The organism is Micromonospora sp. CV4 (genome assembly GCF_003667455.1).
GTDB lineage: Bacteria > Actinomycetota > Actinomycetes > Mycobacteriales > Micromonosporaceae > Micromonospora.
In genome coordinates, this window is sequence record NZ_RCVI01000249.1 from 51,320 (window position 1) to 68,568 (window position 17,249).

14 protein-coding genes are annotated in these 17,249 nt (G+C 74.1%); 6 read left to right on the top strand and 8 right to left on the bottom strand.

Annotation, left to right across the window (positions count from 1 at the left end):
• Nucleotides 1-125 precede the first annotated feature (125 nt).
• Entirely contained in the window at nt 126-1,700 is a 1,575-nt protein-coding gene (locus EAD98_RS13250; protein ID WP_121654346.1) for a Na+/H+ antiporter, read from the bottom strand.
• A gap of 126 nt (nt 1,701-1,826) precedes the next feature.
• Nucleotides 1,827-5,177, bottom strand: coding sequence for an AfsR/SARP family transcriptional regulator (locus tag EAD98_RS13255; RefSeq protein WP_199723390.1), 3,351 nt, complete (start codon nt 5,175-5,177; stop codon nt 1,827-1,829).
• Nucleotides 5,178-5,352: 175 nt separating this feature from the next.
• On the opposite strand from EAD98_RS13255, the gene EAD98_RS13260 reads away from it, so the two are divergent.
• The 3 genes from EAD98_RS13260 (at nt 5,353) to EAD98_RS13270 (ending at nt 7,452) form a co-directional block, all read left to right on the top strand.
• Nucleotides 5,353-6,234 (top strand): alpha/beta fold hydrolase, encoded by an 882-nt coding sequence (locus tag EAD98_RS13260; RefSeq protein WP_121654347.1) that lies wholly within the window; start codon nt 5,353-5,355, stop codon nt 6,232-6,234.
• 376 nt (nt 6,235-6,610) lie between these two features.
• Nucleotides 6,611-7,060, top strand: a complete 450-nt coding sequence (locus tag EAD98_RS13265) for a hypothetical protein (protein WP_121654348.1) — start codon at nt 6,611-6,613, stop codon at nt 7,058-7,060.
• A complete protein-coding gene (locus tag EAD98_RS13270; protein WP_121654349.1) occupies nt 7,057-7,452 on the top strand; it encodes a hypothetical protein in 396 nt (131 codons plus the stop codon). The genes EAD98_RS13265 and EAD98_RS13270 overlap by 4 nt, the downstream gene beginning before the upstream one ends.
• A 38-nt stretch (nt 7,453-7,490) precedes the next feature.
• Here EAD98_RS13270 and EAD98_RS13275 read toward each other — a convergent pair whose 3' ends face one another.
• Both EAD98_RS13275 and EAD98_RS13280 read right to left on the bottom strand, forming a co-directional pair.
• Nucleotides 7,491-9,674 (bottom strand): hypothetical protein, encoded by a 2,184-nt coding sequence (locus EAD98_RS13275; protein ID WP_121654350.1) that lies wholly within the window; start codon nt 9,672-9,674, stop codon nt 7,491-7,493.
• Entirely contained in the window at nt 9,667-10,872 is a 1,206-nt protein-coding gene (locus tag EAD98_RS13280; protein WP_147457379.1) for a low temperature requirement protein A, read from the bottom strand. Before EAD98_RS13280 ends, EAD98_RS13275 begins: the two co-directional genes overlap by 8 nt.
• A gap of 181 nt (nt 10,873-11,053) precedes the next feature.
• Between EAD98_RS13280 and EAD98_RS13285 the strand changes: the two genes are divergently transcribed.
• Nucleotides 11,054-11,383 (top strand): cupin domain-containing protein, encoded by a 330-nt coding sequence (locus EAD98_RS13285; RefSeq protein WP_121654352.1) that lies wholly within the window; start codon nt 11,054-11,056, stop codon nt 11,381-11,383.
• A gap of 13 nt (nt 11,384-11,396) precedes the next feature.
• Here EAD98_RS13285 and EAD98_RS13290 read toward each other — a convergent pair whose 3' ends face one another.
• The 4 genes from EAD98_RS13290 to EAD98_RS13305 all read right to left on the bottom strand — a co-directional run bounded on the left by EAD98_RS13290 (nt 11,397) and on the right by EAD98_RS13305 (nt 15,078).
• Nucleotides 11,397-12,173 (bottom strand): TetR/AcrR family transcriptional regulator, encoded by a 777-nt coding sequence (locus EAD98_RS13290; protein WP_121654353.1) that lies wholly within the window; start codon nt 12,171-12,173, stop codon nt 11,397-11,399.
• 49 nt (nt 12,174-12,222) lie between these two features.
• Complete coding sequence (locus tag EAD98_RS13295) at nt 12,223-12,597, bottom strand: hypothetical protein (RefSeq protein ID WP_147457380.1); 375 nt, start codon at nt 12,595-12,597, stop codon at nt 12,223-12,225.
• A 157-nt stretch (nt 12,598-12,754) separates the two neighbouring features.
• Nucleotides 12,755-14,389: an MFS transporter gene (locus EAD98_RS13300; RefSeq protein WP_121654355.1), complete on the bottom strand. Its 1,635-nt coding sequence runs from the start codon at nt 14,387-14,389 to the stop codon at nt 12,755-12,757.
• Nucleotides 14,383-15,078, bottom strand: coding sequence for an SDR family oxidoreductase (locus EAD98_RS13305; RefSeq protein ID WP_158609792.1), 696 nt, complete (start codon nt 15,076-15,078; stop codon nt 14,383-14,385). Before EAD98_RS13305 ends, EAD98_RS13300 begins: the two co-directional genes overlap by 7 nt.
• A 162-nt stretch (nt 15,079-15,240) precedes the next feature.
• Here EAD98_RS13305 and EAD98_RS13310 point away from each other — a divergent pair, with 162 nt between their 5' ends.
• Together EAD98_RS13310 and EAD98_RS13315 are read left to right on the top strand one after the other, a co-directional pair.
• On the top strand, nt 15,241-16,530 hold the full coding sequence (locus EAD98_RS13310) for a histidine kinase (RefSeq protein WP_121654369.1): 1,290 nt from the start codon (nt 15,241-15,243) through the stop codon (nt 16,528-16,530).
• On the top strand, nt 16,518-17,183 hold the full coding sequence (locus EAD98_RS13315) for a response regulator transcription factor (protein WP_121654357.1): 666 nt from the start codon (nt 16,518-16,520) through the stop codon (nt 17,181-17,183). The genes EAD98_RS13310 and EAD98_RS13315 overlap by 13 nt, the downstream gene beginning before the upstream one ends.
• The last annotated feature ends 66 nt before the right edge of the window (nt 17,184-17,249 follow it).

The following is a 17,249-nucleotide window of genomic DNA, read 5'->3' on the forward strand; positions in this document are numbered from 1 at the left end:
GTGTCCACGGTACCCGCGCGGCGGTCCGGCCCGCGCCCCACACGCGTTCCGGGAACTGTCACCAATCCGTCGGCTCGCCGCCGATCCGCCCACCCCCGACGCCCGTCGCCATCGGGCGGCCGCGATCAGTCGGTGCTCTCGCGGCCCAGCAGCCGGATCTCCTCGTTGTCCAGCCCGGACTGAAGGTCGAGCAGCACGAGGTCGTCGATCTCCCGGCTGTCGCGCAACCGGGTGATCTCCCGCCGTTTGTGGTCGAGGACCGCGAGGCGCAGTTGGCGTTCAATCCGGATCTCCTCGGCGGTACGCCCGGTGCCCTCGTTGGCGTCCTCCAGGTGCCGCTGGTACTCAGCTTGCAGCCGGCGGACCGCCTCCTCGTCGGCGCCGACCTCCTCGGCGATTCCGGGCAGCGCGGCCAGGCCCGCCTCGGTGGCCCGCTGGCGTGCCTGCCGCAACTCGTCGGCCCGCTCGGGGTCGCCGACCAGCCCCGCCCAGCGCACCACCACCGGCAGGGTGGTGCCCTGAAGGAGCATGATCAGCACGATCACCAGCGAGGTGACGAAGATGATCAGGTCGCGTTCGGCCACCGGTTGACCGGACACCGTCGCCGTCGGGACCGCCAGGGCGGCGGCGAGCGAGACGGCACCCCGGAAACCCGACCAGCCGGCGACGGTGCCGACCCGCCAGCCGCCTCCTCCCTGGCTCGTGCGCGCCACTCGGGGGTCCAGCAGCTTCACCGCTTCCGCCGTGATGTAGACGAAGAGCAGCCGGGTGACGAGGACGACCACGGTGACCACCAGCACGATCGTCAGCGCGCGCTGCGGCGAGGCGCTGGTGATGCTCCGCACCGCCCGGGGTATCTGCGTGCCCAGCAGGACGAACAGCCCACCGTTGATCAGGAACGTGGACAGGTCCCAGAACGCGTACGCCAGCACCCGCGATCGGGCGCGGATCACCCGGGGGCCGGCGTAGGCCAGCACCAGCCCGGCGACCACGACCGCCAGCACGCCGCTGGCGTGCACCGCGTCGGCGAGCAGAAACGCCGTGAACGGCGTCAGCACGCTCAGCCCGCCCTCGCGCAGGGGATCGTCGAGCCGTTTGCGGACCAGCACCACGGCGCCGCCGACCAGCAGGCCGGCGATCACTCCCCCGGCGCTGGCCCCGACGAACTCCTCGCCGATCCCGAGCGCGCCGGGTTCCGCTTCCCGGGTGAGCAGACCCACGGTCACCGCGAAGAGCACCAGCGCGGTGCCGTCGTTGATCAGGCTCTCCGCGTGCAGGGTGGTCAGGAGCTTCCGGGGCAGCCGCTTGGCCAGCCCGGTGACCGCAGCGGCGTCCGTCGGCGCGAGGACCGCCCCGAGCACCCAGGCGGCGGCGGGGTTCACTCCGAACGCCTGCGCGGTCAGCGACACTGTGACCATGGTGAGCACCACCAGCACCACGGCGAGCAGCCCGATCACCGGGAAGTTGGCACGGATCTCACGCAGGCTGATGGTGAGACTCTCCCGGTAGAGGATCGCCGGCAGGAAGATCAGCAGCACCAGGTCCGGCTCCAGGGTCAGCTCGGACAGCGGCGGCGCCAGCCCGAGCAGCACCCCGAACGCGATGAGCAGGACGGGCGGCGCGACCCTGTACCGGCCGCCGAGCGTGGTGCCGACGAGGACGGTGACGCCCAGCACCACGATCAGGACGAGCGCCTCCACGCGTACCCCCTTGATCCACGGCGGACGGTGGCCGCGCCGCCGGGTTCCATCTGACCGCACCCCGCCGGTCGGTTCCCGGCGAACCGGCAAGTCGCCGGGGGCGGCGGGTGATCCCGCCGCCTGCGGTCAGGCCGGGGAGGCGGCGGCGCGGGCCCGGGCGGTGACCGCGCGGGCGGTACGGCGGTGCCCGGCCGCCTCGTCGTCGCGGCCCAGGGCGGCGGCCAGGTCGGCGAGGTGCCCGGCCACCGGGCCGACGGTGAGCACCCCACTGCCGGCGGCCAGCTCATCGGCGGCCGGCCGGAGTTCGGCGGCGACGCGTTCCATCGTGGCCCGGTCGCCCAGGGCGAGCGCCGCGCGGGCGGTGAGGCAGAGCCGCGCCTCGCGCAGCAGATCGTGCGGTCCCTCCGGGAGGGCGCGCAGGGCCGCTCCGGCAGCGTCCCGGTCGCCGGCGGCGACGAGCAGCACCGGTCGGACCCACGGCTCGTGGGGGCCCCAGTCCAGGCCCGCCCATTCCTCGCCGTGGAGCCCGGGGACGGGCTGGTCGACGACGCCGTCCGGCCCGGATTCCGGCCGGCCGACGGCATTGGCCAGGCGCAGCCCGAGCAGGGCGAGCGGGAGCAGCCCCCGGCTCAGGCCCGGCATCGCGTCGGTGGGCAGACCGTCGGCAGCCGCCCGGTACGCGTCCGCCGCCGCGGCCCGCTCGCCGGCCAGCGCCAGCCGCAGCGCGGCGTACCAGCGGGTGAAGACACCGACCAGCGGCAGCTCGTACCGCTCCGCGAGGCGGTCGGCGGCGCGGGCGTGCGCGTCGGCGCCGGCGGGGTCGGCCAGCGCGCAGCGGGCCTGCACCACGACGAGGTGGCCCAGCACCTCGAAGGTCACCAGCTGGTGGCGGGCGGCCAGGTCGACCAGCTCGGCGCCGATCCGGGTCCGCTCACCGGCCAGGCCGACGCGGTGAAAGGCGTGCATGAAGCGGGCGTTGAGCGCGAAGGCCAGCAGGCCGGGGTCCGCGGCGGTCCGGGCGAGTTCCTCGGCCTCCTGCGCTGCCCGGCGGCCACGGTCGGTGGTGGTGCCGCGCAGCTCCAGCGCGAGGGTGCTCAGCAGCCGGCTGCGCTGCGCGGAGCCGGTCGGGCCGAGGGCGGTCAGGGCGCGCTCGGCGGCCTGGACGATCCGCCCGGAGAGCCGGTCGTCGTCGTTGCGGGTCCAGATGGCGGGCACGTCGAAGCCGGCCAGCACCTCCGCGACCAGGCGAGGGTCGCCGATCGACTCGGCGTCGGCGATCACCTCGGCCCGGCGCCGTCGCGCCTCGTCCAGCCGGCCGGTCACGGCCAGCGCGCGACTCAGACCGAGCACCCCGTTCAGCCGCTCGCGCCGCCCGCTCCCGCCGGTCCGGTCGTACGCGTCGACCACCTGCGCCCACAGCCGGGCGGCCTCGTGCGGGTTGCCGGCCCGCTCGGCCTGTTCCGCGGCGGTACCGGCGTAGCCGGCGGCGCTCCGGGCGGCCTCCGGTCCACCGGCGTGCAGCAGGTGGTGCGCCAACGCGGCGGGATCGGTCGGTTGGCGCCGCTGCAACACCTCGGCCGCGGCCGCGTGCAGGGCGGCGCGGCGCGGCGCGGACAGGTCGGCGTAGAGCGTGTCGCGGACGAGAATGTGGGTGAACCTCAGCCGCCCGTCGGGTTCCTGCTCGCTGAGGAAGCCGGCCCGCAACGCACGGTCCACGGCGTCCAGCAGGGTCGTGGGGTCGCCGGCCAGCGCGCCGAGCACCTCCGGGTCGAGGTCCCGCCCGAGTACCGCCGCCTGCCGCAGCACGGTGCGGGTCGGCGCGGGCAGCTGCGCCAGCCGATGCCGGATGACGTCGCGCACCCCGGGCGGCACCGCCGCCAGCGCCCGGCCGCCCTCGACCGCGTACAGCTGGGCCAGCTCCCGTACGAAGAACGGGTTCCCGCCGCTGCGCTGGTGGATCAACCGAACGGTGGGCGGGTCCAGCTCCGCCCCGGCCACGACGCGGGCCAGGTCACCGGTCGCCGACGCGGACAGGCCGGCGAGGTACTCCCGCACCGGCTCCAACCGGGCGGCGCGGGCCAGCGCGGCGGTCAGCTCCGGGCTGATCTCGGTGGCCCGGTAGGTGCCGAGGATCAGCACCGGCCCGGTGGCCGGCTGTGGGCCGGTGAGCAGCACGGTCAGCAGGTCCAGGGTGTCCCCGTCGGCGCGGTGCAGATCGTCGAGGACCAGCAGCACCGGCCGCCGGTCGGCGACCGCGGAGACCAGCGACGCCACCGCGCGGTGCCGGCGGAACCGGGCCACCGCGGGATCGCTCGTGGCCCCGGCGCCATCGACCGCGTCGTCGGTGCCGGCGCCGTCGGTGGGGGCGGTCGGTCCGGCGAGCGCGTCCGTGATCTGCGTCCACGGCCAGGCCGCCGGGGCGCCCTCGTACTCCGGGCTGCGGCCCCACGCCGTGGCCCAGCCGTCGGCGGCGAGCCGTCGGGTCAGCGTCTCGGCCAGTGCCGTCTTGCCGGCGCCCGGGTCCCCGCTGAGCAGGGCGAGGGTCGGTTGGCCGTGCCGGAAGGCGACCTCGGCGGCCTGCCGCAGCCGGTCCAGCTCCGCGTCGCGGCCGACGAACGGACGCTCCCGCACCGGTCCCGTCCACACGGATCGGACGGGTCCGGCCAGATCCAGAGCAGGCGAGGCGGCGGCGGGCGGGACGGCGGCGGGCCCGGTGAGGTGCGGCGCCTGGGCCAGGATGTCGGCTTCCAGCCGGCGCAGCTCGGGCCCGGGGTCCACGCCCAACTCGGTCACCAGGACGTCCCGGGCCTGGCGCAGCGCGGCCAGCGCGTCGCCCTGTCGCCCGGAGCGGTACCGGGCCACGGCGAGCAGCCGCCAGGCATCCTCGCGCAGCGGATGGGCGGCGAGGTGCGCCGGCAGGTCGGCGGCGGCCTCGTCCGGCCGACCGAGCGCCAGGAGAGCCTCCGCCCGCCGCTCGACGGCGAGCATCCGCAGCTCGTCCAGGCGGTTGATCTCCGCGACGGCCCACGCCGCACCCGCGCAGTCGGCGTACGCGGGCCCGCGCCAGAGCCCGATCGCCGCGTCGAGCGCGGCCAGGGCCGGTGCGGGCAGTCCCGCCGCCAGCAGCCGGCCGGCCTCGCCGACCGCCGCCTCGAACCGTCCGGCGTCCACCGCGTCCGGGGCGGCCCGCAGCACGTACCCCGGTGGTTCGGTGACCAGGAGCCGGGGCGGCTGCCGGGGCGGCCGGTCGGGCTCCAGGGCCCGGCGCAGGTCGGCGACGAAGGTCCGGATCGCGCCCACCGCACCCTCCGGGGGAACCTCCCACAGGTCGTCGACGAGCCGGTCCACCGGCACGACCCGGCCCCGGGCGATCAGCAGCCGCCCCAGCACCGTGCGCTGACGGGGCCCCTTGAGCAGGACCGGGCCCTGCTCGGTCGCGGCGGTCACCGGCCCGAGCACGCCGAAGGTCACCGCCACGGGTGCCGCCGCCTGGTCATGGCACCAATCTAGGCGGGTCCACCCGGCCGGCCCCGGACTGTCGGCACTGATCCGACGCTGACCACCTGCTGATCACTGCCGGGCAGGCTCGACCAGGTACCACGGCGACGGGCCCACCGGCCCCGCCGACACCTGCTCACCAGAAAGGTTCCCCGTGGACCCGAGGATCAACGGATTCGACTACCGGCGGGTCACCGTCGCCGAGGGCGTGACGCTCAACGTCGCCGTGGGCGGCTCCGGACCCGCGATCGTGCTGCTGCACGGCTTTCCGCAGACCCACCTCATGTGGCGGCACGTCGCGGCCGACCTGGCCGCCGACCACACCGTCATCTGCCCGGACCTGCGCGGCTACGGCGACAGCGACAAGCCGGTCGACGTCGACGGCAGCGCGTACGCCAAACGCACCATGGCGGCCGACGTCGTGGCGCTCGCCCGGGCTCTCGGCCACGAGCGCTTCGCGCTGGCCGGGCACGACCGGGGCGCCCTGGTCGCGTTCCGCGCCGGTCTCGACCATCCGGAGGCGATCAGCCAGCTCGCCCTGCTCGACGTGCTGCCCACCCTGGACATGTGGGACGTGCTGCACGGCGCCACCGCCGCGGTCGCCTTCCACCTGTATCTGATGGCGCAGCCGCCCGGCCTGCCCGAGGAGCTGATCGGCGGCAGCCCGGACGCCTTCTTCGGCCATTTCCTGGACGCCTGGACCCGCGACCCGGCGGCCCTGCCGGCGGATGTGCGGGCCGCGTACCTGAGCGCGTCCCGGGCCGCGGTCACCTCGATCGTCGCCGACTACCGGGCGTCCGCCGGGATCGACGTCGCCCACGACACCACCGACCGGGTGGCCGGCAACCAGCTGCGGATGCCCGTCACGGTGCTGCAGCAGGACTGGGGCGCGGCGCTCGGCTACGACGCGGCCGGGCTGTGGCGGGCCTGGGCGCCAGATCTGTCGCACCAGACGGTCACCTGCGGGCACTTCATGGCCGAGGAGGCGCCGGCGGAGGTGGTCCGGGCGCTGCGCACCCTGCTCGCGCGTCAGTAACGGGGTCGACCGCAGCCATCTCACGAGACGTAAGATATCCGACACTTTCTGTCACTCGTTGACATGGCCGGGTCGGCTCGTCGGCCCTTTCCCGGCCCGCACCGCTCCACGCGCACCCGGGCCTACCCACATGGGCTCTGACCTGCGGATATGTGACGTTACACAAAGTGGACGCCAGCGGCCGATCGGTGCTACACAGGCAGATATCGGCCAGCCAACGGCGGCGAGTCGCTCACCTGCTCGACCATCGACCGTCCACACGCACCGTCCCCACCGTCGGGCGTCGCCGAACGGACCGCAGCGGTCACGACCCGCCCACACGGCAAACCCGACAGGCGCCACACGTGTGACGGCCGCCCTCGACCAAGGAGTCGCCGTGGGGAACCTGCGTATCCGGTCCCGGCACCAGCCATTCGAGGTGGCCGCCCTGGCCATGGCTCCCGTGTGCGGTGTTCTGCTGCTCCTGCTCGGTGGTCGACCGACCTCGGTCCGGATGGCCATGCCGGTGCCGATCCAGATCTGTTGGGAGATCGGTCTGATCCTGGTCGGCGTGGGGGGTCTGCTGGGCATCCTGTGGCCGGGGCGGCTCGCCACCGGGCTCGGCATCGAGCTCGCCTCGGTCGTGGTGTTCGGCACCATCAGCGGCATGTACACGATGGCGCTGCTGGTCGTGTCGGGCCGGCAGGCCGTCGCGGCGGCGTCGTTCATCACGGCGCTCGCCGTCGGATCGCTGTGGCGGGCCGTCCAGATCGCCATCGACCTGCGCCGGCTGGCCCAGGCCAGCCGGTGCGTGGTCGTCGAACCCGCAGAAGGCGGTGTCCCGTGATCTCCACACCGGCGCCCGAGGCACCCCCGTGGCTGCAGGTGGCGCTCAGCGTGTTCGGCATCCTCGGCGGCAGCACCGGCCTGGCCGCCATCGCCACCGTCGTGGTGCAGCGGGGCAAGTTCAAGGCCGACGCCGCCGACACCCTCACCGAGGCCGCCCTCACCCTGGTGCAACCGCTACAGACCCGGATCACCGAACTGGAGGAGGAGGCGCTGAGCGCCCGGTCGGAACTGGGGGTGCTGCGTGAGCAGGTCAACCAGTTGCAGTTCGTGGTCCGGGTGCTCACCCGGACGCTGGACCGGTGGCGTGCCGCGATCCGCTCTCCCGACGCCACCCTGCGCAAGGTCCGGGCGGTGGTCGCGGAGTCCGAACGGCTGCCGGACGACCAGTGAGGATCGCCTGCACACCACCCGGATCCAGCGACGACCGCTCAGGAACGGCCCTGGTCGCGTAGCCGACCGGCGAGTTCGCGCACCGCGGCCCGGAACTCGGGGTCGGCCTCGCCCGGTTGGTGCCCCCGGATCGGCGGCGGTCGGTGCTCCCCTGGCGGCGCCAGCAGGTCCCGCGGATCCCGCAGCCGCCGATCGACCCGCCCGGCGGGATCGGTGGCGTCCGGCGGCGGATCGCCGGGCCGGTGCGCGGCGAAGATCCAGCCACCCACCGGGTCGGTGTCCCGCCAGAGGTTCAGCCACCGCCACCCGACCCGCTCCCCCACGTCCCGTAGCACCTCCTGGTTCAGGTAGGCCGGGAACAGCCGGGCGTACAGGCGGCCCAGCGGGGACCCGTAGGTGAGCAGCGCGACCCGTTGGCGCACCTCCGGTGGCAGCCGCAGCACCGCGATCGCCAGCAGCACCGAGCCGTGGCTGTGCCCGCAGAGCACCACCCCGGCGTGCCGCTCGGCGAGCTGGGTGATCCGGTCGACCAGCTCCGGCACCGCACGGTCGGCGTAGCTCGGGGGTGCGAACGGATGGGCGGCCCGGGGCCAGAACGTGCCCAGGTCCCACAGGATCCCGACGTGCCGGCGGAACCACGCTGTCCGGTAGGCGAGGATCCCGCCCAGCAGCAGGGCGAGCACCACGCTGGCCGTGAGGTAGCTGCCCGCGGTGAGGCCGATACCGACGGACCCGGCCGGCAGCCCGAAGAGACTCCGCGCCAGCTGGTCCGGTTCGAGCCCGAGCAGCCCCAGCACACCCGTGGTCAGGCCGATCACCGCCAGCGCCGCGTACGACACGGTGAGCATTCCCAGCCACTCGGTGAACCGCGCCCGGGCGATGGCCCTCGTCACCCCGTGCAGTTCCTCGACGGCATCCGGCGGCGGTGCCGGGAAGTCGCAGGCGGTGATCGTCCTCGCGGCACGCCAGCGCGGTCGCCGCGAGGTGAGCGTGATCGCACCGCCGAGCACCACTCCCGCGGTCACGTGGAGGAAGAAGGCCAGGATCGTCCACTGGTACGGCAGCGGCGGCCCGCCTTCGCCCTGGTAGCCGCCGAGCAGCTGCCCGGTCTGGTAGACCAGATTCGAGGAGAACGCACCGGCCAGACCGACCGCGAGCGCCGCCATGACCGCCGCGCCCAGCCCGGTTGGCAGAGCGGAGCGACGGTCCCCCCGGGCGTAGCGCCACAGCACCAGCCCGCTCAGCAACACGAGCAGCGCCATCTGGCCGAGCATCGCCCAGCCGACGATCCGCCCGTAGCCCGGCAGCCCAGGTGACGGCGGCCAGCCGCGCCCGTCGAGGGCGACGGCGGCGAGGGTGGCAACGCTCATGCCGTACGCCAGCACGCGTACCGTTCCGGCGCTCCAGGTGGCCGCCCGCGCGGTCCCCGCCCCGTCCAGCAGCCCCGGGACGACGAGCAGGCCGACGCAGACCAGCAGCACCGCCCCGGCGAGCGCCAGCAGGACGGTCGTCGCGGTGGTCCGGCCGCCGCTGGAACGGGCCTCGATCAGCACCAGGTCGAGCACGGCGAGCGCGGTGGCGACGTGGATCGCCCGCAGCCGTCCCACCAGTGGCTCGACCGCCCACAGCGGGTGGGCGACCGGACGGCGTCGGCGGGCACCGAGCAGGCGGAGGAGGACCACGGCGGCGACCGGCAGCAGGGCCAGCACCGCCAGTCGCTGCCCGACCTGACGGCCGTCGAGCTCGACCATGCCGGTGAAGGGAGCCGGGCAGCGGGCGACACCCAGGCACCGCCAGGCGAGCAGGTCGAGCGCGACACCGGCGATCGACAGCACGTACAGCGCGGTGAGGTTGAGCGCGAGGAGCCGGCACAGCACGGTGACCCCGGGCCCGCCGCGCCGGCCCACCGGTCGCATCCAGACCGCCACGTTGCTGAGCATGAACGGCAACAGGAGGACCAGGGAGAGGGTCCGCCCCACGGTGCCCGAGGGCAGGTCGCCCCACCGGTACGCCTCCAGCGTCACCCCGTCCGGCTCGATGTTGCCGGGTTGCCGCTCCGGGACCTGACGGTGGAAGCCACCGCTGCTGTCACCCGCGACCTGGTGGACGTGCGTCCGGTCGAGGACCCGCTCCGGTCGTGCCCCGGACACGCCGTGCACCCGCAGCTCCACGATGTCGTGTCGCGCCGGCTCGTCGCGGTGGCGCCGGGGTCCCTCAGACATCGGTCCGCCGCCGTTCAGTCGTCCCGTCCGCCCGGGCCGCGCGACGCCGCTGGCTCCGGTCGAGTAGCAACTCGGCCGCGATCATCAGCAGGAGCAGGACGGTGGTGACCGCGGCAGCCCCGAGCAGCCGCAGCTGCGTGCTCGCGAAGCCACCCAGGACGATCAGCGCCACCCCGACCAGCCGGGGTCGGGAGACGCTGCCGTCGATCACCGCCGAGAGCAGGAGCCGGCCGAGCAGGAACAGCACCGGGCCGCCGACGGTCACGGTCAGCCGAGCCGGGTCGGACGACCCCGGATCGACGATGGCCAGCTCCAGCCCGACCGACGTGGCCAGGACCCCGGCGATCATGACGAGGTGCAGGTAACCGGCGACCAGGGCCAGTCGGCTGCCGGGCGGGCCGGCCGCTTCGATGGCGGCGCCCAGGTGCCCGCCGGCGGGCATCAGGTAGAGCCGGGCGAGGGCCACCGCGGTCAGGAACGCCGCGGCGAACGCCACGCTGCGCCCCCGGTCGAAGCCGGACTCCCCGTAGGCGATGCCGGACATCAGGATCAGCTCACCCAGCGCGATGATGAAGATCTGTTGGTAACGCTCGGAGAGATGTTCCCCGTTCACCTGAAGGTCCGGCCACGAGCTGCGGCCCAGCCGCGGCGTCGGCCAGCCCAGCCGCGCCAGGCCGTAGTCCAGGATCAGAGCGAGCACCCAGAGCGCCTCCCGCGCCGGGGCGACGACCGCCCCGACCACCCAGAGCACGCCGGAGGCCGCGAACCAGATCGCCACCCGCGCGGTACGCAGTTGCAGCGGATGCCCCCGCAGGGCGGGGATGAGCAGGAAGGCACGGCCCAGGTGGATACTCACGTACGCGACCGCGAACACCATCGCCTGGGCGCCGAACGCGGTGGGCGCGGCGGCGGCCATCAGCAGACCACCGAACATCACCCAGAGCAGCAGGACGACGATCAGCGGGGTACGCGGGTCGAACCAGTCGGCCGACCAAGCGGTCACGAACCACACCCACCAGATCGCCGCCAGCAGCAGGAGCACCTGGAAGGCGCCGTGGAGGGTGAGGTCGTCGAGCAGCGCCCGGGACAGTCGGGTGAGCGCGAAGATGATGGCCAGATCGAAGAAGAGCTCCAGGAACGAGGTCCGCCGGGGATCCTCCCGCCGCTGCAGCAGCCGCCCCGGAAGCCCGTTCGCCATCGCCACCCTTCCCGGCCCCCGGTGCCGCCGCCTCCAGTCGTACCACCCGCGGGGTCCGGCCCGGGTCGATTCCGCCCGGACCGGCAACGCGCCTGTTCGGGCGGTCCGTGCCGGCGGGCGCCGTTAGAGTCGTCCCTATCCGGAGCATTTCGCACAAGCCGCCAGGAACCAGGAGAAGGCCGTGGCGCCCAGCGTCAAGCGCACCGAGTTGCAGCGTCATCCGGCCTCCGCGCCGGGCCGCCTGATCGTGCAGACGCTCTTCGAGATTCCGGTCGGGCAGGCGTCGGGGCGGCACAGCCACCCCGGCGAGGAGGTGGGCTACCTCATCCGGGGGACGGTCGACATGGAGTTCGACGACCGGCCGACGCTGACCATCCACGCCGGGGAGCCGTTCCTGATCCCGCCCCGGACGATCCACAATGCTCGCAACGTCACCGACGACACCACCACGATGATGCTCTCGACGTACATCGTCGAGGAGAACGAGCCCCTGGTGACGCAGTACCCGTGACGGACGGTGGCGGCTAGCCGGGTTGACCGGTGGCCGCCCGCTCGGCGACCACCACCGAGATGCCGTCCAGGACGCGTTGCAGACCGAACTCGAAGGCGTACTCCGGCCCGTACGCGGCGCCGTGCTGCTGGCCCGCCGCGGTGCCGACCCGGGCGGCGGTCGGGTAGCTGCCGGCCGACATGACCCGCTCCAGCCAGGGGGCGTGCGACTGCCACCACTGGCCGTCGGTCATGCCGGTCTCCCGCTCCAGGTCGACCACCTCGGACGCGGCGCGCGCGGCACTCTTCACGTGCCCGAGGACGAGGGTGAGCACGGCGTCCATCTCCACGTCGGTGAGCCCGATGTCGGCGACGGCGCCCAGCTCGTGGTCGTACTTGCCCACCAGGTGGGGACCGAGCACGGGCCGGGTCGTCTCGGCCCGCAGCATCCAGGGATGGCGCTGGTAGAGGGCGAGGTTGTCCCGGGCGATCCGCTCCAGCCGGGCCCGCCAGTCACCGGCGACGGTGGCGTGGGGCATCTCGCCGTACACGGTGTCGATCATGACGTCGACGAGTTCGGCCTTGCCCGGCACGTAGGTGTAGACGGACATGGTGCCGACGCCCAGCGCCTCAGCGACCCGGCGCATGGTCAGCGCGTCGAGGCCCTCGGCGTCCGCGATGGCGATGGCGGCCCGGACGATCCGGTCGACACTCAGCCCCGGCCCGGCGCTGCGGCTGGTCGGCTCCCGGGTGCGCCACAGGATGCCCAGGCTGCGGGCCGGGTCCGCGGTCGCCCTGCGCTCATTAGCCATGGTGCGACCATCCTAGCCGTACGCCGTACGCCGCGTGTCGACCGGACCGTCAGTCGGTCACCGAGGCGATCGAGCGCAGCCAGCGGTATCCCGCGCCGAGCGTGGCCGCGAACGCGATCACCACGGCGTACGACCACGCGTCCGCGCCGCCGGTCAGGTCACCGAGGCGGTGTGCGAGGAAGCCGACGAACGTGGCCATGCCCAGCCCGGTGACCACGACGACCGCGCGCAGGTCGGTCACCACCGCCGCGTACGCCCCGGCGGCGACGCACATGAGCAGCGTCCGGGCCGGCAGTTCCGCCGGGGAGAACAGCCCCGCCGCGAGCAGCGCGGCACCGATCATCAGCGCCCACCCGGCTGCCACGCTCATCCCGGTCGGTGTCGACCGGACCGCGACCGTCTCCCGCTCCTGAACGACAACCACAGCACGCCTCCGGCGAGGGCGACGGCCCGTACCTCGGACCCGCCGATCGCCATACCAGCGCGCCAGGGCGGGCGACGGCGAGGCTTTTCACGCGTCCGTTACGCCGGTCGGCGCGATCGTGACGCCGCGTTCACGCGCAGCCGTCCGGCCGGCCCGGTCACACCGCTTCCCGATCGTCGGTCAGCGTCGGGCCGGCGGCGGCCGGCACCAGGTGACGCACCTCGAGGTCGCCGTCGGTCAGCTCCCGGGCCCGCTCCTCGGCCTGGCGGTCCTCGCTGGTCAACCGACCGCCGTGCTGGCGCAGGTGCTCGTCCCAGGACGGCACCAGGTACACCTCGACGAACCGGTCGGTAACCTCGGCCGGCCGGAACAGCCCCCAGCGCATCGCCCCGGTCCGCTGGCGTGCGCCGCGCACCAGGTCCATCGCCGCCAGGAACGGTTGTGTCCGCTCCGGCCGGACGGTGTACTGGACCATCACCAGCACCGGCCCCACCCGGGGGCCGGGCTCGTGCGCCAGGTGCAGCTGCGGCCAGTAGGCGGCCGGGTCCCGGTCCACCGTCGGTAGGTCCGGCAGCGGCCAGATCCGACTGGTCACGGTCCCGACCAGCATGAACACCGCCGCGGCGAGGAAGGCGGTCACCAGCCCGGCCAGGTCGGCCACCAGACCCCAGACGAACGCGCCCACCGCCTGTCCGCCGGCGAAGAAGACCTGGTAGACGGCCAGACCTCGGGCTCGCACCCAGCTCGGTAGGAAGACCTGCATCTCGGCGTTGACGTTGGCCAGCACCGTCACCCAGGCCAGCCCGGCGGGCAGCAGGGCGAGGAGCACCAGCGGCACCACCTGCACCGTGCCGACCACCGTCAGCGCGACGGTGAACAGCACCCCGGCGATGAACAGGAGCTGGTTCGCCGACAGCCGGGTCCGGATCACGGCCAGCAGCAGGCCACCCGCGATGGCTCCCACCCCGAGGGCGGCCAGCAGCAGACCGTACCCGCCCGAGCCCAGCCCGAGCCGGCGGCTGGCCACCAACGGCAGCAGCGCCCACAGGGAGCTCGCCGGGATGACGAAGACCAGCGCGCGGCGCAACAACCGGCGCACGGTCGGCGAGTGCCGCACGTAGCGGCTGCCGGCACGCAGCGCCGCGGTGAACCGCTCGGGCACCTCGACCGCGCGGGCGTTGCCCGGTCTCCAGCGCGCCAACGCGTACGTGAAGATCAGGAACGCGACGGCGTTGAGCGCGAAGACCGGGGCGACACCGGTCCGGGCGATCAACACGCCGGCCACCGCCGGCCCGACCGCCCGCGCCATGTTCACGCTGATCGAGCCGAGCGCGGATGCCGCCCGGAGCTGGTCCTGCGGCACCAGTTCCGGGATCACCGCCGCCCAGGCCGGCAGGGTGAGCGCCTGCCCCACCCCGAACGCGAAGGTGAGGGTGAGCAGCAGCGCGGGCGGCATCCGGTCGGTGACCGTGAGCAGGGTCAACGCGGCCGCCACCGCCACCAGGAACAGCTGCACCGCGATCAGCAGGTGTCGACGGTCGAAGCTGTCGGCCAGCACGCCGGCGGGCAGCGCCAGCAGCAGCACCGGCAGCAGACTGGCGGTCTGGACCAGAGCGACCAGGGTGGAGGCGTTGGAGTGGTGGATCAGCAGCCACTGCGCGCCGACCGTCTGCATCCAGGTGCCGATGTTGGCGGCGAGCAGGGCCAGCCACAGGTTGCGGTAGACGGCCGTCCGCAGCGGCGCCCACGCCGAGGCCGAATGCCGGGCGGATCCGGCTTCCGCCGTCACCACCGCCCGTCCGCGCGCAGCACGCGCTCTCCCGAGACGTAGAGATCGTCGGGGGCGAGCAGCAGCAGCCGGACGACCTCGGCGGCGACCTGATCGGGCATGGCGTACACCTCGTCGAGAAACTCGGCGCCGACCCGTTCCTGCAGGCGGGTCGGCATCGGCCCGGGATGCAGCTGCATCACCTTGACCTGGTTGCTGTGCTGGGCCTCGGCCAGCGACTCGACCAGGCTGCTGCCGTAGCTCTTCGTCGCCCGGTACACCGGGATGCCGGGCCGGGGAGATGTCACCGCCATCGCGCCGATGTACACCAGGTTCCCGTGGCCCTGCCGGTGCAGGTGCTCCAACGCCTCCCGGAATACGTACGTGGTGCCCAGCACGTTGGTTTCCACGGCCCGCCGGATGTGCTGCACGGACAGGTCCGCCAGGTCGCCGCCCGCCCACATCGACGCACAGGCCGCCACCCCGTCGATCGTGCCGTAGCGTCCGACCACCTCGGCGAACGCGTCATGAACCTGCTCATGGGAGGAGACGTCACACACCGCTCCGGCGCAGCCCAGCTGGTCGGTCACCGCGTCGACCTCAGCCGCCACGTTGCCGAACACCGCGACCTGGTGCTCGTCGACCAGCAGCCGGGCCACCGCGAGGCCGAGCCCGCTGGTACCGCCGACCACCACGAAGGTTCTGGCACCCATGTCACTCCAGCCGCCATCAGCAACTGTCACGCGGGGCCGCGTGATGGCGCGTTCTTCCCGTTTGCGGACCCCACACACCCGTCGGCCGGTAGTGCTGGGCATACCCCGGGAGTGGATCTGGACGGCTGGGTCGGCCCGGACGCGGCGATTAGCGTCTGCGTCATGACCCCGGAACAACCCCGCCACCTGGCCGAGGCATTGCGCCGCCGCGGCTGGCTGGTCTCGGCCTGGCCCTGGCGCGCGCTGGTCTACCTGGTCAGCACCGTGCCGGTCTCCGGCGTGATCGCCGTCGGGCTGCTCGTGATCATCGGGCCCCTGCTGGCCGCCCTCAACGCGGTGTGGCTGCACGGCCGGCCACCGGAGCTTCCGCTCCTGGTGTTCCTGGCGGTCGGCAGCGTCTCCCTGCTGGCGCTGGCGCCGCTCGTGAGCTTCCCGGTGGCCGTCGTGGAGCGGTGGCGGCTCGGCCTCGTGGACGGCCGGCCGCTGCCCCGGTCGCCGTGGCCGGGCCTGGCTGCCCGCTACCGCACCGCCGCCGGGTGGCGCGAGGTGGCGTACCTGTTCTGGCTGGGCGGGTTCGTGCCGGTGGCGTACTGGGTGCTCCTGCTGGTGGTGCTGCTCGACCTCGGGATGATCACCAGTCCGTGGCTGGCCGGCGACGCCGAACCGGTGGTCATCTGGCGCCCGATCGAAACCACCGGCGAAGCCGTTCCGTACGCGGTCGTGGGCGTGCTGCTCCTCCCGGTGCTCTGCTACGCGGCCGGACTGCTCGCCGCCCTCCAGGCCGCCGTGGCCCGGTGGGCTCTGGCCTGGCCGGTCGACGCGGCGGCGCTGCGGGAGGTCGCCCGGTCCCGGACCCGGCTGGTCGGCGTCTACGAGGCCGAGCGACGTCGGATCGAGCGCGACCTGCACGACGGCGCCCAACCCCGGCTGACCAGCCTCACCCTCCAGCTGGGCCTGGCCCGGCTGGACGTGCCCGAGGACTCCCCCGCCGCCCGGCCGCTCGCCGTCGCGCACGACCAGGCACGGGGCCTGATGGTGATGCTCCGGCAGTTGGTGCACGGCATCCGGCCGCAGAGCCTCACCGACCTCGGTCTCGCCGGTGCGGTGCGGGAGCTGGCCGACGCGGCCACCGTCGCGGTCGTCGTACGGACCGACGTCGACGGCGAGCTACCGGAGCTCGTCGAAACCACCGCCTACTTCGTGGTGTCGGAGGCGCTGGGCAACGTGGCCCGGCACGCCGGGGCGACCCGGGCCGAGGTGCGCCTCACCCGCACCGGCGGTGACCTCGTCGTCGAGGTGTCCGACGACGGCCGTGGGGGCGCCGATCCCGCCCGGGGCACCGGCCTGACCGGCCTCGCCGACCGGGTCGCCGCCGCGGACGGCCGGCTGCTGCTGTCCAGCCCGCCCGGCGGGCCCACCCTGGTACGGGTGGAGCTGCCATGCCGCCCGTGACCCGTGTCGTGCTGGCCGAGGACGAGGTGCTGCTGCGCGAGGGCCTCGTCGCGCTGCTCACCCGATTCGACTTCGCGGTGTGCGCCGCCGTCGGCTCCGCTCCGGAGCTGCTGGACGCGGCCCGCACGCACCAGCCCGACCTGGTGCTGACCGACATCCGGATGCCGCCCGGCCGGCGGGACGACGGGTTGCGCGCGGCCGTGGCGTTACGCGCCGAGCGGCCCCAGCTCCCGGTCGTGGTGCTCAGCCAGTACGTGCAGACCGGGTACGCCGCGGCGCTGCTGGACAGCGGCGACGGCCAGCGGGTGGGCTACCTGCTCAAGGACCGGGTGGCGGAGGTCGCCGAGTTCGTGGACACGCTGCGCCGGGTCACCGCCGGCGGCACCGCCATCGACCCGGACGTCGTCCGGCAACTGCTGCACCGCCCGCGCGACCCGCTCGCCGCGCTCTCCGCCCGGGAACGTGAGGTGCTGGCGCTGCTGGCCGAGGGCCGGTCCAACGCCTCGATCGCCGCCCGGCTGCACATCACCGAGGCCGCGGTCGGCAAGCACGTCGGCAACATCCTGCTGAAGCTCGACCTGCCGCCCAGCGACGACACCAACCGCCGCGTCCTCGCGGTGCTCACCTTCCTGCGCGCCGACCCGGCCAGCTGACCAGCGCCGGGCGCAGGTCAGGCCCGACCGGCCGGGGCGTAGATTCGATCACCGGGACCGCCGTCA

Bases quoted from the DNA above. Each gene is read 5' to 3' on its own strand.
- EAD98_RS13275 (WP_121654350.1), bottom strand. From the start codon at position 9,674: ATGTCTGAGGGACCCCGGCGCCACCGCGACGAGCCGGCGCGACACGAC.
- EAD98_RS13310 (WP_121654369.1), top strand. From the start codon at position 15,241: ATGACCCCGGAACAACCCCGCCACCTGGCCGAGGCATTGCGCCGCCGC.
- EAD98_RS13290 (WP_121654353.1), bottom strand. From the start codon at position 12,173: ATGGCTAATGAGCGCAGGGCGACCGCGGACCCGGCCCGCAGCCTGGGC.
- EAD98_RS13280 (WP_147457379.1), bottom strand. From the start codon at position 10,872: ATGGCGAACGGGCTTCCGGGGCGGCTGCTGCAGCGGCGGGAGGATCCC.
- EAD98_RS13305 (WP_158609792.1), bottom strand. From the start codon at position 15,078: ATGGGTGCCAGAACCTTCGTGGTGGTCGGCGGTACCAGCGGGCTCGGC.
- EAD98_RS13315 (WP_121654357.1), top strand. From the start codon at position 16,518: ATGCCGCCCGTGACCCGTGTCGTGCTGGCCGAGGACGAGGTGCTGCTG.